The sequence below is a fragment of the Euzebyales bacterium genome, from assembly GCA_035461305.1.
GTDB lineage: Bacteria > Actinomycetota > Nitriliruptoria > Euzebyales > JAHELV01 > JAHELV01.
Map to the genome: position 1 here is coordinate 1 of DATHVN010000052.1, position 13,488 is coordinate 13,488.

17 protein-coding genes are annotated in these 13,488 nt (G+C 70.6%); 5 read left to right on the forward strand and 12 right to left on the reverse strand.

Translation table 11 applies throughout. From position 1 onward, the window contains the following. The 9 genes from VK923_05075 to VK923_05115 form a co-directional block, all read right to left on the reverse strand. Positions 1-213 (reverse strand): hypothetical protein (locus tag VK923_05075; GenBank protein HSJ44040.1); only part of this gene is annotated, 213 nt, incomplete at its 3' end. A gap of 120 nt (positions 214-333) precedes the next feature. Further along, positions 334-669 carry a peroxiredoxin gene (locus VK923_05080; protein ID HSJ44041.1) on the reverse strand — a complete coding sequence of 112 codons (336 nt, stop codon included), beginning with the start codon at positions 667-669 and terminating at the stop codon, positions 334-336. A gap of 74 nt (positions 670-743) precedes the next feature. Beyond that, entirely contained in the window at positions 744-1,865 is a 1,122-nt protein-coding gene (locus VK923_05085) for a low temperature requirement protein A (GenBank protein ID HSJ44042.1), read from the reverse strand. A 90-nt stretch (positions 1,866-1,955) separates the two neighbouring features. Continuing rightward, on the reverse strand, positions 1,956-2,705 hold the full coding sequence (locus VK923_05090) for a hypothetical protein (GenBank protein ID HSJ44043.1): 750 nt from the start codon (positions 2,703-2,705) through the stop codon (positions 1,956-1,958). Positions 2,706-2,715: 10 nt separating this feature from the next. Continuing rightward, a complete protein-coding gene (locus tag VK923_05095; protein ID HSJ44044.1) occupies positions 2,716-3,018 on the reverse strand; it encodes an antibiotic biosynthesis monooxygenase family protein in 303 nt (100 codons plus the stop codon). Between the two features lie 58 nt (positions 3,019-3,076). Then, positions 3,077-4,114, reverse strand: coding sequence for an aldo/keto reductase (locus VK923_05100; GenBank protein HSJ44045.1), 1,038 nt, complete (start codon positions 4,112-4,114; stop codon positions 3,077-3,079). Positions 4,115-4,233: 119 nt separating this feature from the next. Next, positions 4,234-4,344 (reverse strand): ATP-dependent Clp protease proteolytic subunit, encoded by a 111-nt coding sequence (locus tag VK923_05105; protein ID HSJ44046.1) that lies wholly within the window; start codon positions 4,342-4,344, stop codon positions 4,234-4,236. A 95-nt stretch (positions 4,345-4,439) separates the two neighbouring features. Next, positions 4,440-4,964 carry an SRPBCC family protein gene (locus VK923_05110; protein ID HSJ44047.1) on the reverse strand — a complete coding sequence of 175 codons (525 nt, stop codon included), beginning with the start codon at positions 4,962-4,964 and terminating at the stop codon, positions 4,440-4,442. Next, positions 4,957-5,292 (reverse strand): metalloregulator ArsR/SmtB family transcription factor, encoded by a 336-nt coding sequence (locus VK923_05115; GenBank protein ID HSJ44048.1) that lies wholly within the window; start codon positions 5,290-5,292, stop codon positions 4,957-4,959. Before VK923_05115 ends, VK923_05110 begins: the two co-directional genes overlap by 8 nt. 109 nt (positions 5,293-5,401) lie before the next feature. Here VK923_05115 and VK923_05120 point away from each other — a divergent pair, with 109 nt between their 5' ends. Further along, positions 5,402-6,118, forward strand: coding sequence for a histidine phosphatase family protein (locus VK923_05120; protein HSJ44049.1), 717 nt, complete (start codon positions 5,402-5,404; stop codon positions 6,116-6,118). Positions 6,119-6,166: 48 nt separating this feature from the next. Here the strand turns inward: VK923_05120 and VK923_05125 are convergent, their stop codons facing one another. Continuing rightward, the gene (locus VK923_05125) at positions 6,167-6,871 is read right to left on the reverse strand and encodes a dienelactone hydrolase family protein (protein ID HSJ44050.1); all 705 of its coding nucleotides are present in this window, start codon (positions 6,869-6,871) and stop codon (positions 6,167-6,169) included. A 137-nt stretch (positions 6,872-7,008) separates the two neighbouring features. Here VK923_05125 and VK923_05130 point away from each other — a divergent pair, with 137 nt between their 5' ends. Continuing rightward, positions 7,009-8,391, forward strand: coding sequence for a cystathionine beta-synthase (locus VK923_05130; GenBank protein HSJ44051.1), 1,383 nt, complete (start codon positions 7,009-7,011; stop codon positions 8,389-8,391). Positions 8,392-8,409: 18 nt separating this feature from the next. Next, complete coding sequence (locus tag VK923_05135; protein HSJ44052.1) at positions 8,410-9,552, forward strand: cystathionine gamma-synthase; 1,143 nt, start codon at positions 8,410-8,412, stop codon at positions 9,550-9,552. A 13-nt stretch (positions 9,553-9,565) separates the two neighbouring features. On the opposite strand, the gene VK923_05140 is transcribed toward VK923_05135, so the two are convergent. Next, positions 9,566-9,922, reverse strand: a complete 357-nt coding sequence (locus VK923_05140) for a GyrI-like domain-containing protein (GenBank protein ID HSJ44053.1) — start codon at positions 9,920-9,922, stop codon at positions 9,566-9,568. Between the two features lie 32 nt (positions 9,923-9,954). Next, positions 9,955-10,143 carry a hypothetical protein gene (locus VK923_05145; protein ID HSJ44054.1) on the reverse strand — a complete coding sequence of 63 codons (189 nt, stop codon included), beginning with the start codon at positions 10,141-10,143 and terminating at the stop codon, positions 9,955-9,957. A 495-nt stretch (positions 10,144-10,638) separates the two neighbouring features. Between VK923_05145 and clpB the strand changes: the two genes are divergently transcribed. Beyond that, positions 10,639-13,197, forward strand: a complete 2,559-nt coding sequence (gene clpB, locus VK923_05150; GenBank protein HSJ44055.1) for an ATP-dependent chaperone ClpB — start codon at positions 10,639-10,641, stop codon at positions 13,195-13,197. 72 nt (positions 13,198-13,269) lie between these two features. Then, the coding region (locus VK923_05155) for a hypothetical protein (GenBank protein ID HSJ44056.1) at positions 13,270-13,488 on the forward strand (219 nt) is incomplete at its 3' end.

Genomic DNA, 13,488 nt, shown 5'->3' on the forward strand with positions numbered 1-13,488 from the left:
CTCGGCGTGGAAGCGGATCTCGAAGTGGTCGACGACCAGCTGCCAGAACGTGTCGAGATCGGTGACCGACCAGTCCCACAGTGCGGCGTAGTCGCCGATGTCGACGCCGTGCCGGTCGGCTGCGGCGCGAGCGAACGCGCCGATCTGCGTGGTCTCCCACACGTCGTCCGGCGGCGACCACAGCAGGGCCGTTGTCTCGGTGGTCGTCGCCATCGCGTCAGTCCTCCGTGAGTCCCAGCTCCCGTGCCACCCGCGCGACGTGCCCTGTGGCCCGGACGTTGCGCCACTCGCGCTCGACCGCTCCGTCGGGGCCGAGCACGAACGTCGAGCGGATCAGCCCTTCGTACTCGCGTCCGTAGTTCTTCTTCGTGCCCCAGCGCCGTAGCGCGATGCCACCTCGTGGTCAGGATCCGACAGCAGGGGGAACCGCAGCCCGTCTCGTTCGGCGAACTCGGCGTTGGCCGCCGGCGGGTCCGGGCTGATGCCCACCACCGCATACCCGGCATCGTGGAACGCGTTGTAGCGGTCCCGGAAGTCGCATGCCTCCGCCGTACAGCCGGGCGTCATCGCCTTGGGGTAGAAGAACAGGATCACGTGTCGCCCGGCGAAGTCGTCGGTCGACACGGGGGTGCCGTGCTGGTCGGCGAGGGTGAAGGACAGGTCGCTCATGATCTGGCCCGATCAGGTGACGTGACGCGCCGTCGGTCGGACGCGCCGGGGTAGCATACGGCCGGGTTCGGCCCTCAGCGACCGCCGGCCTGCTGCTGCTCGGCGACCGCCACGGCCATCACGACGACCGCAACCGCCGTCAGCGCGCCGGTCGGTGGCCACGCGATGACGAGCGGGTACAGCGCGGCCAGCGCGACGATCGCGATCGCGCGCACCGTCGGACGTCCGACGCCGGCCCGCAGCAGTGCGAGGCCGGTGCCGCCAACGAACAGCGCGGCCCCGACCAGCAGGGCCAGGGCGGCACTCGGCGCCAGGTGCTCCGTCGGGTGCGCCACGGCCTCCTCCATGGCGACCGCGAAGCCGACGACGCCACCGATGACCGGGAAGTGCAGGAACGAGTAGACGTCGCGGGCGTACCTGCCCCGGGCGAGCGACGTGGCGGCATCCATCGCCCGCTCGAGCGCGTCCTTGGCGCGCGAGAAGTAGGTCCACCAGAGGGCACAGACGCCGACGACCGCGGGGATCACCACGGCCGCCAGCGTCGCCGACCGCGGCAGGCCGGCCGCCCCGAGGCCCGCGGCGATCAACGACTCACCGAGTGCGATGATGACGAACAGGCCGTGGCGCTCCGCGAAGTGGGCGCTGAACAGCCGCCACTCACCGCCGCCCGCCTGGGTCGCCGAGAACACGTCGATCGCGACCGCCAGCGCCAGGACGGCGGTGCGCGTCTCCGCCGGCATGACGGCCGCCACCGCGATGACGAGCAGGCCCGCGGCCGACAGCGCGGACCACGTCCGGATGGCGCCGCGCCACTCGGCGTCACCCGCCGAGACCCACCACTGGCCGGCGATGCCGAGCACGCGCACCAGGATGTAGGACACCGCGAACCACCAGCCGCTCGGCGCGAAGACGTCCGGCACGGCGACCGCCATCAGGAAGGCGGCCCCGACGGCGGCCATGGTCAGCACCTCGATGCCCGGATGTTCGGTGTCGGCGGCGTTGAGCGTCCACGTGAACTGGGTCCACGCCCACCACACGAGCCAGAACACGAGCACGGCCTGGACGAGGCCCGTGAGCGTCAGGTGCTCGCGCAGGACCCCCGTGACCTGCGTCACGGCGAACACGAACACCAGGTCGAAGAACAGTTCGATGAAGGTCGCGCCCTGCGGACGCGTCGCCCGGACGGTGCTCGGCATCGCGGTGCTCCTCCGCACGCTCAACCGGTCGCGATGGACAACCTTGCGGCATGCTACCCGCAAGCGACACTCTGGTCCCGACCACGCGGATCAGGCGTCGCCGAAGCCCTCCGGGAGTGGGAAGCGCTCGTTCCAGGGCAGCACGATGGCACCGTCCTCGATCGTGGGCCGCACGGCGGCGATCGTCCGCCGTGTCGCGTCGGCGAGCAGCGCGTCGACCGACGGGTGCGCCAGCGCGGCGCGCATCGTGTAGTACGTCGCGGCGATCACGCGCAGCCCGTCCACGTCCGCGCTCGTCGTCCACGTCTCCTCGACGACCTCGCCAGTGTGTGGCGTGACCATCGCGGCCTCGGGCAGGCGTGCGACGAAGAACCGCGTGTCGTATCGGCGCGGTTCCGACACCGGGGTCACCCACCAGTCCCAGTAGCGCACCAGGGTCGCATCCAGCCGCACGTCCAGGTCTGCAACCACCTCGACCATCGTGCGGTCGTCGTCGAGCAGCGCGCGGCGGGCCTCGACGACCGCCTCCGCCGGCGGCCGGTCGGCGGTCAGCAGGATGCCCGCCTCCTCGAGCGTCTCCCGGTACGCCGCGACGACGTGCCCGCGCGCAAGATCGACTGGGACGTCCATAACCTGCGCCCACGCGTCCGGCGGGGGTCCGCTCCAGTGCGCGTCGATCGCGGGGTCACGGTCAGCGTCGTCGACGCGTCCGCCGGGGAACACCCAGAACCCGCTGACGAAGCGCATCGCCGCGGACCGGCGCTGTAGGTAGACCTCGACGCCGTCCGTGCCGTCGCGGACCACCAGGACGGTGGACGCCGGACGGGCGCCGTCGCTCACGGCGCGGCCGTCAGTCGCCGCCGCCCGCGCCCACGTCCTCGAAGTGCTCGACCACGGGCGGCGCGGCGAAGTGTGGTGCGACGTGTCCACGCCACTGGCCGAACCCGTCGCTGGCGCGGAACGCCTCGTGGGCGACGACCGAGTCCCACTCGACGAGCAGCACGAACCGTGACGGTGACTCGACGCCCCTTGTCATGCGGACGGACCGGCAGCCTTCGGAGGCGACGATCGTCTCCCGTCCACGGCCGAACGACGCGACGAACGCGTCCTCCTCGCCCTCGGTGACATCGATGATGGCGATCTCGAGGGTCATCGCTGGTCGGCCTGTCGCCGCGGGCGCCGGACGCACCTCATGATGCCACGCGGGGTCGTCAGTCCTCCCGGGCCGGCCGCGGCCGACGGTAGTCGCTGACCGCGTCGAGCGCGGCCACGTCCTCGTCGGGCAGTGGCGTGTCGAGCCCGGCCATCGTGGCGCGCAGCTGGCCGGGACGGTTTGCGCCGATGATCGGCGCGGTGACCCACGGCTTGGCACGCAGCCAGTTGATCGCGGCGGACGCCGGTGAGATCCCGTTGCGCTCGGCGACCTCGACGAGGGTCTCGATGATGGTCCAGTTCTTGTCGTTGAGCCACTTCTCGGCGTTCTCCGCGGCGCGGACGCTGTCGGGCAGCAGCTGCCCGCGCCGGTATTTACCCGTCAGCAGTCCGGCCGCGAGCGGGCTGTAGGGGATCATCCCGAGGCCGTAGCGCTGGCACATGGGCGCGAGCTCGCGCTCGACGTCCCCGCGGGTGGGGGCGAGCAGGTGGTACTCGGGCTGGACGCTGACGTAGCGCTCGGAGCCGTGCCGCTCCGCTGCCCAGAGAGACTCGACGATGCGCCACGCGCTGTAGTTCGAGCAGCCGATGTAGCGCACCTTGCCCTGCCGGATCAGGTCGGTCAAGGCCGACAGGGTCTCGTCGATCGGCACCAGTGGATCGATCCAGTGGGCCTGGTACAGGTCGATGTGGTCCACGCCCAGGCGGCGGAGGCTGTCCTCGCAGGCGCGCATGATCCAGCGCCGGGACAGTCCCTCGCGCTGGTGGGTCGTGTCGCGGCCCTGCGAGAAGCGCTCACCCATCGCGCCGCGCACCTTGGTGGCGACGACCAGGTCGTCACGGTTGCCGCGCGTGGCCATCCAGCGGCCGATGATCTCCTCGGACACGCCGCCGGGATTCGACGGGCCGCCCATGTCGGCCGCCCACAAGCTGTAGATGTCGGCGGTGTCGATGAAGTTGCCACCCGCCTCGACGTAGGCGTCGAGCACCGCGAACGACTGGTCCTCGTCGACTGACCAGCCGAACTGCATGGTGCCGAGCCCGACGCGGTGGACGAACAGCCCGGAGGTCCCGACCTGGGTGTACGTGTCCGTCATGTCGCGGGTCCGTCCTCGGCGTCGCCACGGTCGGTCCCGGCGCACGCCTGCCAGCCGGGACGGCTTCCGGGGAGCCTACGCGTCGCTGCGATGCGACGGCGCCGCACCGGAACGGTGGATCAGGCGGCGAGCAGCACCGCGGCCGCCGACGCGGCCTGGCCGATGCAGATCGTCGCGACATCGGACTGCAGGAAGCGCATGGTGTCGTGGATCGCGAACAGCGCGGTCATGTCCCCACCGGGCGAGCTGATGCAGAGATCGACGTCCTTGCCGGCGTCTCGGCGTCGAGGAACAGCAGCTGCGTCGCCCGGGACGCCGGACCGGCTCAGGCCTGAGCGTCGGCGCGGTCGGGTGGACCGATCGTCGACGCCTCGGCCGGCAACCGATCGACGTACCCCGGGTGCAGCTGGGCCCACCGGGCGTCGGGGGTCCACGGCGGGGTCGACCCGGCAAGGCGGTGGGCCAGCTGGTCGAGGCACGCGTGCCAGCCCGCCGCGTCCCGCGCACCCGTGCCGACTTCGGCGAGTGTCGACGTGAAGGTGAGGGTGCATCCGTCGGGCGTCGGGTGCAGCTCGAACCGCAGGATCTCGACGTCCCACCGGTACTGGAGCACCGACGGCGGCTCGTAGATGAGCATCTCGCCGTCCATGGTCTCGCCCTCTCCGTCACGGAACGGGAACCGCAGGGGTGCGCCCGCCCGGCGCTCGCCCTCCATGTCGGCGGGGAACCAGGCGACGAGGTCCTCGGGCTCGGTCAGGGCGCGCCACACCTTCTCGGGTGGATGTGCCAGGTGCCGCTCGAAGCGCAGCGTCCAGCCATCACGGGTCTGCTCCAGCGTGCCGTCATCCATGGTCCACTCCCGCGTCGGGGTCGTCGGGCATCGTGGCGAGGTGCCGCTCCAGGTCGTCGAGCCGCTCGGTCCACCGGCGGCGGTACGGGGCGAGCCACGCATCGATCGCCCGGAGGGGCTCGGGGCGCACCCGGTACAGCCGGCGCTGGGCGTCCGCGCGTGCCTCGACCAGGCCGGCCTCGCGCAGGACCCGCAGGTGCTTCGAGACGGCCGGCTGGCTGATCTCGAGCGCGTCGACCAGTTCACCCACGGCGTGGTCGCGGTCCAGGAGGATGTCCAGGATCCGTCGACGGTTCCGCTCGGCGAGCACCTCGAACGTTGTCGTCATCGCTCCTAGTATTGCTATACAGCTATATAGCTGTCAAGCGATGTTAGGGGAACGAGCACCGCTTCGCTTCCCAGGCGACGGTACGGTTTGGTACCGGCGTGGGGCGTGGATGCGCCCGTCCGACACTCCCGAGGGGACAGCGTTGCTGCTGCGACTGATCCGTCACGCCGAGCCGGCCTACGTCGTCAAGGGGACGCTCTACAACAACCCGGAGCTCACGGCTCGTGGGCACGAGCAGGCGAAGCTGCTCGCGGCCCGCGACTGGGGGCGCGTCGACGAGTTGTGGGTCTCTCCGATGGTCCGCGCGCAGCAGACCGCCGCGCCGCTCGCGGAACGGCTCGGGCTCACGCCGACGACGCACGACTGGATGCACGAGATCATGACGCCCGCCGACTGGGAGGGCAGCCCGGTCGACCAGCTGGAGGCGAAGTTCGCGGAGTTCAACCTGCGCGCCATCGACGAGTTGTGGGAGGGCCTGCCGGGTGGCGAGTCGTTCCGCGACTTCCACCGGCGCGTCACCAACGGGCTGGCCTCCGCGCTGCGCGAGCACGGGGCCAAGCCGATCGTCACCGAGGACGAGCACCCCAACCTGTGGAGCGAGCCTGACGACGCCAGCATCCTGTTCGTCGCTCACGGCGGGACCAATGCGGTCACCCTCACCCACCTGCTCGGCACCGAGCCGACCCCGTGGGAGTGGGACCGGTTCGACTCGGCGCACACGTCGATCGCGGCGCTGCGCACTCGCCGCGTCGCCCACGCCGTCGCCTTTGGCATGACGATCTTCGGCGACACCTCCCACCTGCCGCCCGACGACGTCACCCGGTAGCCACGGGCGCCGACACGCCGTCGGGATCGCCTGCCAGATTGGCGCAGGTCAGGCCGCGGGCAGGGTGCGCTGCAGGAACTGCGCGGTGACGCCCCAGGCGGTGACGGCGTTGCGCGGCTGGTGGAACGTGTCGCTGAACGCGTTGTCGAAGGCGTGCCCGCCGGTCGGGTAGCGCTCGAACCGCACGTTTGCCATGCCCTCGGTGGCAGCATCGACCCGGTCGACCGACGCGACCGGCGTGTACTGGTCCTCCTCACCGAAGTGGAACAGGATCGGGCAGGTGATGCCGGCCATGGCGTCGAGGGCGTCGGGGATCGCCGAGCCGTAGTACGAGACGCACGTGTCGGGGTCGACCTGTGACGCCACGTTATAGGCCAGCGAGCCGCCCAGACAGAAGCCGAGGATCCCCGTGCCGCCAGTCACACCGTCGAGGCCACGCACGTGCCCGAGCGCATCGATCAGGTCACCGACCGCGGCCTCGGCGTCCAGTTCGCTCATGAACCCGAACGCGGTCTCCGTGTCGTTGTCCGAGATGTCCGCCCCGGCCTCGATGCGCCAGTACAGGTCGGGCGCCAGCACCACGTAGCCCAGTCGCGCCAGCCGCTCGGCGCTGAACTCCAGGTAGTCGCTGACGCCGAAGATCTCCTGCACGAGGAGCAACCCGGGACCGCTGCCCGATGCGGGGCGGCGCAGCAGGGCGCCGATCTCGTCGCCCTGCGGCGTGGTGAAGCGATGGTCGAGGCGGTCGTTCACGGTGGAGGTCCTCCCGCAGGTGGCGTGCGGACGTCGCTCCAGACCCTACGCCTCACCGGGGGTCGCCCCACCCCGTCCGCCAGCGGTCGGGGGCCTCCGCGCGCCGGTACGCTTGCGACCCCAAGGAGGTTGCGTCAGTGCAGACCGTTGACTCCCTCATCGACCTCGTCGGAAACACGCCCCTGGTGCGCCTGCGCCGCTTCTCGGCGGACGTGCCTCCCACGATCCTGGCGAAGGTCGAGTACCTCAACCCCGGTGGCAGCGTCAAGGATCGCATTGGCCTGGCGATGGTCACCGCAGCCGAGGAGGACGGGCGCCTCCAGCCCGGCGGCACGATCGTGGAGCCCACGTCGGGCAACACGGGCGTCGGTCTCGCAATGGTCGCCGCACAGCGCGGCTACCACTGCGTGTTTGTGATGCCCGACAAGGTGAGCTCCGAGAAGGTCGCGTTACTCCGCGCCTATGGCGCCGAGGTCGTTGTGTGCCCGACCGCGGTGGAGCCGGATGATCCCCGCAGCTACTACCGGACCGCCGACCGCCTGACCAGCCAGATCGCCGGCGCGTTCCAGCCCAACCAGTACGCCAACCCGGCCAACCCCGCGGCGCATGAGGCGACCACGGGCCCCGAGATCTGGAAGCAGACCGACGGCCGCATCGACGTCTTCGTCGCCGGGGTCGGCACCGGTGGGACGATCACGGGCGCGGGCCGCTACCTCAAGGCGCAGAACCCGCGGGTCCAGGTCGTCGGCGCCGACCCGGAGGGCTCCATCTACTCGGGTGACTCGGGTGGCGACGTCCACCCCTACCTCGTCGAGGGCGTCGGCGAGGATTTCTGGCCCGAGACGTTCGACGCGGACGTGGTCGACCGCTACGTGCGTGTCAGCGACCGCGACTCGTTCCACGCCGCCCGTGAGCTCGCCCACGGCGAGGGGCTCCTGGGCGGCGGCTCCTGCGGCACAGCGGCCCACGCCGCGCGGGTCGTGGCCGCGGACATGGCGGAGGATGCGGTGATCGTGGTGCTGCTCCCCGACTCGGGACGCGGCTACCTGTCGAAGCTCTACAACGACGACTGGATGGCGTCGAACGGCTTCCTCGACCGCCGCGGCGGCGACACGCGGCTGGCGACGATCGTGGCGTCCAAGCTCGACCGGCTCCCCGCGATCGTGCACATGCACCCCGACGAGTCGGTGCGCCAGGCGATCGCAATCCTGCACGAGTTCGACGTCAGCCAGATGCCGGTGGTCAAGCGCGACACGCTGGACTCACGCGACGACGTGATCGGCAGCATCCACGAGCGCGGCCTGCTCGACCGCGTGTACCGTGATGTCAGCGTCCTCGACGCCCCGGTGTCCGAGGTCATGGATGACCCCCTGCCGATGGTCAACGCGCGTGACACGGTGGCGTCGGTCATGCCGTGGTTCTCGGCGGACTGGCAGGCCGTTCTGGTGTGCGAGGGACCCGTGCCGATCGGTGTGCTGACGCGGTCCGACGTGCTCGATTACCTGGTGCTGCCCGGCTGAGGGGCGGAGGTCTGTGCGATGACTGACTGGAGTGCGGCGGGCTTCGCGACCCGCGCGATCCATGCGGGACAGGACCCCGAGCCGCGGTCCGGCGCGGTGACGGTGCCCGTGTACCAGACGTCGACGTTCGCGCAGTCGGCGGTGGGCGAGCACGCCGGCTGGGACTACGCGCGAAGCGGCAACCCGACCCGCGATGCGCTCGAGACGGCGCTTGCATCCCTGGAGGGCGGGCGTCACGGGGTGGCGTTCAGCTCGGGGCTCGCCGCCGGCGACGCGGTGCTGCGCACGTTGGAGCCCCGCGACCACGTCCTGATGGCCGACGACGTGTACGGCGGGACCTACCGGCAGTTCTCTCGCGTCCACCAGCCGTGGGGGTTGGCGTTCGACCCGGTCGACCTGACCGATCCCGACGTGGTGGACGCGGCGTGGCGGCCGGACACGCGGCTGCTCTGGATCGAGACGCCCACCAACCCGTTGATGAACGTGTTCGACATCGCGGCGCTGGCTGACGTGGCGCATGAGCGCGACGCGCTGGTGGTCGTCGACAACACGTTCGCGACGCCCTACCTGCAGCTGCCGCTCGCGCTCGGTGCCGACGTGGTCGTGCACTCGACCACCAAATACCTCGGTGGCCACAGCGACGTCGTCGGCGGCGCCGTGGTCACCAGCAACGACCGGCTCGCCGACCAGGTGCGGTTCCTGCAGAACGCCGTTGGAGCCGTGCCCGGCCCGTGGGACGCGTGGCTGGTGCTGCGTGGCCTCAAGACGCTCGCGGCGCGCATGCGGGTCCACTGCGAGAACGCCCATGCGGTGGTCACGGCGCTGGTCGAGCTGGATGCCGTGCGCGAGGTCCTGTGGCCGGGGCTGCCGGACCACCCGGGCCACGAGTTGGCGGTGCGGCAGATGCGTGACTTCGGTGGGATGGTGTCGTGCCGGCTCGCCACTGAGACTGCGGCGCTCGAGGCGTGCCGGCGCTTCGAGGTGTTCACGCTCGCCGAGTCACTGGGTGGCGTCGAGTCGCTCGTCGAGCACCCGGGCCGCATGACCCACCAGTCGGTCGCCGGCTCGCCGCTGGAGGTCGCAGGCGACCTCATCCGGCTGTCTGTCGGCATCGAGGACGCCGACGACCTGGTCGCCGACATCCGCAAAGCCATCGGCTGAGGAGCCGGCGGGCTCATCGGGGTCCGACCGGCTGGCGGATGATCCTGCGCATCCGCTCCGGCGCGACCCGCCGCGGGTCGGACAGGTAGATCTCGTGGTGACGGCCCACCTCGACCAGCCCGTGGTCGGCGACGAACCGGTGCAGCCGGGCGATCGTCGGCGCTTCGTCGCGGTACGGTCCGCGGTGCACGACCTGCGCGGTGGTGCCCTCGTCGAGGATGTCGAACCGCACACGGTCGCCCGCGGTCAGCCTCCTGGCCGCGGTGGTCACGATGGCGTCGGTCGCCATCGCGGCGGTCACCGGTGGCGGCTGGCGGATCAGTAGCGTCCAGTGCCATGCGTCGCGGTCGGCGGTCGTGAAGGCAGCCATGTCCGGCGTCCACCACAGTCCCTCGAGCGGCATCACCGTGTACCGGACCCCGGTCCCGTGACGACTGCCTTCCGCACGGCACAGCAGATGGGGTACAGCGCCGCGACCGCCTCGAGGTAGGCCGTGGCGGTGTTCGGGTCGCCCTGCCCGTCGACCATCAGGTAAGGCAGGGGTGGCAGCTCGACGACGACGGGCGTCGGGCCCGGCGGTGTACCAGCCACGGTGGATACGCTTGAGGTCGATGCTGCTCACGTCGCAGGACCGGCGTCGATCGGCCACTGGACCTCGGTGAGCACCTCGTCGGGCGGCACCTCCTGCGGATCGTTCAGATAGAGCTCCCGCAGAGGACCGGCGATCTCATGGCCGTGCTCCTGTATCCATCCCGACAGCGTGTGGTACGCCGGACCGAGCTCGTCGTACGGGCCGCGATGACGGTGCTGGCCACCGTGTGTGCCGGCATCACGACCCTTTCCACATGGTCGTCGTCAGGCCACGTTCCTCGCCGGCACGCAGATCTCGATCTCGCCGTCGGCCTGCGCGTGCTGCGCGGAACCCGGCGCGGCGAACTGTTCCATCGCTCCACCTCCGTGCATGCATCCTGCGGTCTCCTCCAGGGGGAGAGTCAAGGCGCGCGACATGACGAATCTGCCGACTCGACGGCAACCGCTCCGACCATGACCGGCTAGGATGGACTCATGAATCCTGAGCGTCTTACTGTGAAGTCTCGCGAAGTGCTCCAACAGGCGGTCGCGCTCGCTGCGGCCAGGGGCAACCCCGACATCGACAGCCTGCACCTGCTGCATGCGCTGCTCGACGAGTCCGAGGGTGCGGTGCAGCCGACGCTGCTGCGCCTGGGCGCCACCCCATCGGACCTGCGTTCCGCCGTGACGTCGGCGCTGGACAGACTGCCCGCCGCGCGCGGGACGACCACCCAACAGCCGGGCATGAACCGGCGCCTGTCGGCCACGCTCGACCGTGCCGAGGCCCGCGCGGGCGAGCTCGGTGACGAGTACACGTCGACCGAGCACCTCCTGCTCGCCCTGACCGACGACGACGGTCCGGCGGGTGCCGTGCTGCGCCGGGCCGGCGTGCACGGTGGCCAGTTGCTCGCGGCGCTGCGCGAGGTGCGCGGCAACCAGAGGGTCACGTCGCCGACGCCGGAGGGCACCTACCAGGCGCTCGAGAAGTACGCGGTCAACCTGACCGACGCCGCGCGCACGGGTGATCTCGATCCCGTGATCGGGCGCGACGAGGAGATCCGCCGCGTCATCCAGGTGCTGTCGCGACGCACTAAGAACAACCCCGTGCTCATCGGTGACCCCGGTGTCGGCAAGACGGCGATCGTCGAAGGCCTCGCCCAGCGCATCGTCGCTGGCGACGTGCCGTCGAGCCTGCAGGACCGTCAATTGGTCGCGCTCGACCTGTCGTCGATGATCGCCGGCGCCAAGTACCGCGGGGAGTTCGAGGAGCGGCTCAAGGCCGTCCTCAAGGAGATCGCCTCGGCCGAGGGCCGCATCATCACGTTCGTCGACGAGCTGCACACGATCGTCGGTGCCGGGAAGGCCGAGGGGGCGGTCGACGCGGGCAACATGCTCAAGCCGATGCTCGCGCGTGGGCAGCTGCGCATGATCGGCGCGACCACGCTCGACGAGTACCGCGACGTCGAGAAGGACAAGGCGCTGGAGCGCCGATTCCAGCCGATCATGGTCGGCGAGCCCAGCATCGAGGACACCGTCGCGATCCTGCGTGGCCTCAAGGAGCGTTATGAAGTGCACCACGGCGTGCGCATCACCGACTCTGCGCTGGTCGCCGCGGCGCGGCTGAGCGACCGCTATCTGACCGAGCGGTTCCTGCCGGACAAGGCGATTGACCTGATCGACGAGGCCACGAGCCGGCTGCGCATCGAGATCGACTCGATGCCCAACGAGATCGACGTGCTCGACCGGCGCGCCAAGCAACTCGAGATCGAGAAGGCGGCGCTGGAGGGCAACGTCGAGGACGACCCCGCCGCAGCCGAGCGGCTCGGCCAGATCACCGCGGACCTCGCCGAGCTGGAGGACGAGCTCAGCGACCTGAAGTCCCACTGGGAGGCCGAGAAGGCCGCGATCGCGCGAATCCGCGACCGCAAGCAGGCGATCGAGCACGCCCGTGAGGAGGCCGAGCGCGCCGAGCGAGACGGTGAGCTTCAGCGCGCCGCCGAGCTGCGCTACGGCACGATCCCCAACGCCGAGAAGGAGCTCGAGGCCGCCAACGCGGCGCTCGACGAGCTGCAGGCGGAGCGGCGGATGCTGCGCGAGGAGGTGGACGCCGAAGACATCGCCGAGGTGGTCAGCCGCTGGACCGGTGTGCCGGTGGCGCGCCTTGTCGAGGGCGAACGCGACAAGCTGCTGCGCCTCGAGGACACGCTCCACGAGCGCGTCGTCGGCCAGGAAGAGGCCGTGAAGGCGGTCGCCGATGCGGTCCGCCGGTCGCGCGCGGGGCTGGCCGACCCGGACCGGCCACTGGGCTCGTTTCTGTTCCTCGGTCCCACCGGCGTCGGCAAGACCGAGCTCGCGCGCACGCTGGCGGAGTTCCTGTTCGACGACGAGCGGGCGATGATCCGCCTCGACATGGGGGAGTTCCAGGAGAAGCACACCGTGTCGCGGCTCGTCGGTGCACCACCCGGCTACGTCGGCTACGCGGAGGGCGGCCAGCTGACCGAACCGGTCCGCCGGCGCCCCTACTCGGTCGTGCTGCTCGACGAGGTCGAGAAGGCGCACCAGGACGTGTTCAACGTCCTGCTGCAGGTGCTCGACGATGGACGTCTGACCGACGGGCAGGGCCACACCGTCGACTTCCGCAACACCGTGCTGATCATGACGTCGAACCTGGGCAGCCAGTTCATCCTGGACCCGACCGAGTCCGACGAGGTGATCCGCGAGCGCGTGATGGCGGCGGTGCGTGAGCACTTCCGGCCGGAGTTCCTCAACCGCCTCGACGAGACGCTGATCTTCAACCGGCTCACCCGTGAGCACCTGCGCCGCATCGTCGACGTGCAGCTCGACCGGGTGCGGACGCGGTTCGCCCAGCGCGACCTGACACTTGCGCTGACAGATGCCGCCAAGGAGTGGCTCGCCGATCGCGGCTTCGATCCCGTGTACGGCGCGCGTCCACTCAAGCGAGTCATCCGCAAGGAGCTGGAGGACCGCGTGGCGCTGGCCCTGCTCGACGGCAGTCTCGACGAGGGCCACGTCGTCAAGGTCGACGTCAGCAACGACCAGCTGGTCATCAGCTGATCCGCGTGTGGCCGTTGGCCCGACGCCGACCCTCCCGACGACCGCACAGACGCACGGGCTAGCATCGCCGACGTGGACGAGGTGGTTGACCCCGAGGGGCTCGATCCGGAGCAGATCGATGCCGCCGTCACGCGCCTGCTCGACGTGCTCGATGCGATCGACGCCGAGGGGTGGTACGCGGCGCTCGAGGTCGAGCGCCCCTGGTCCGAGCACAACCCGCGCATCAGCGGTGAGTTCGCGCGTCCAGCCGCGGTCCGCCGGTACCTCCACAGGGAGCTGACCGCGCTGTTG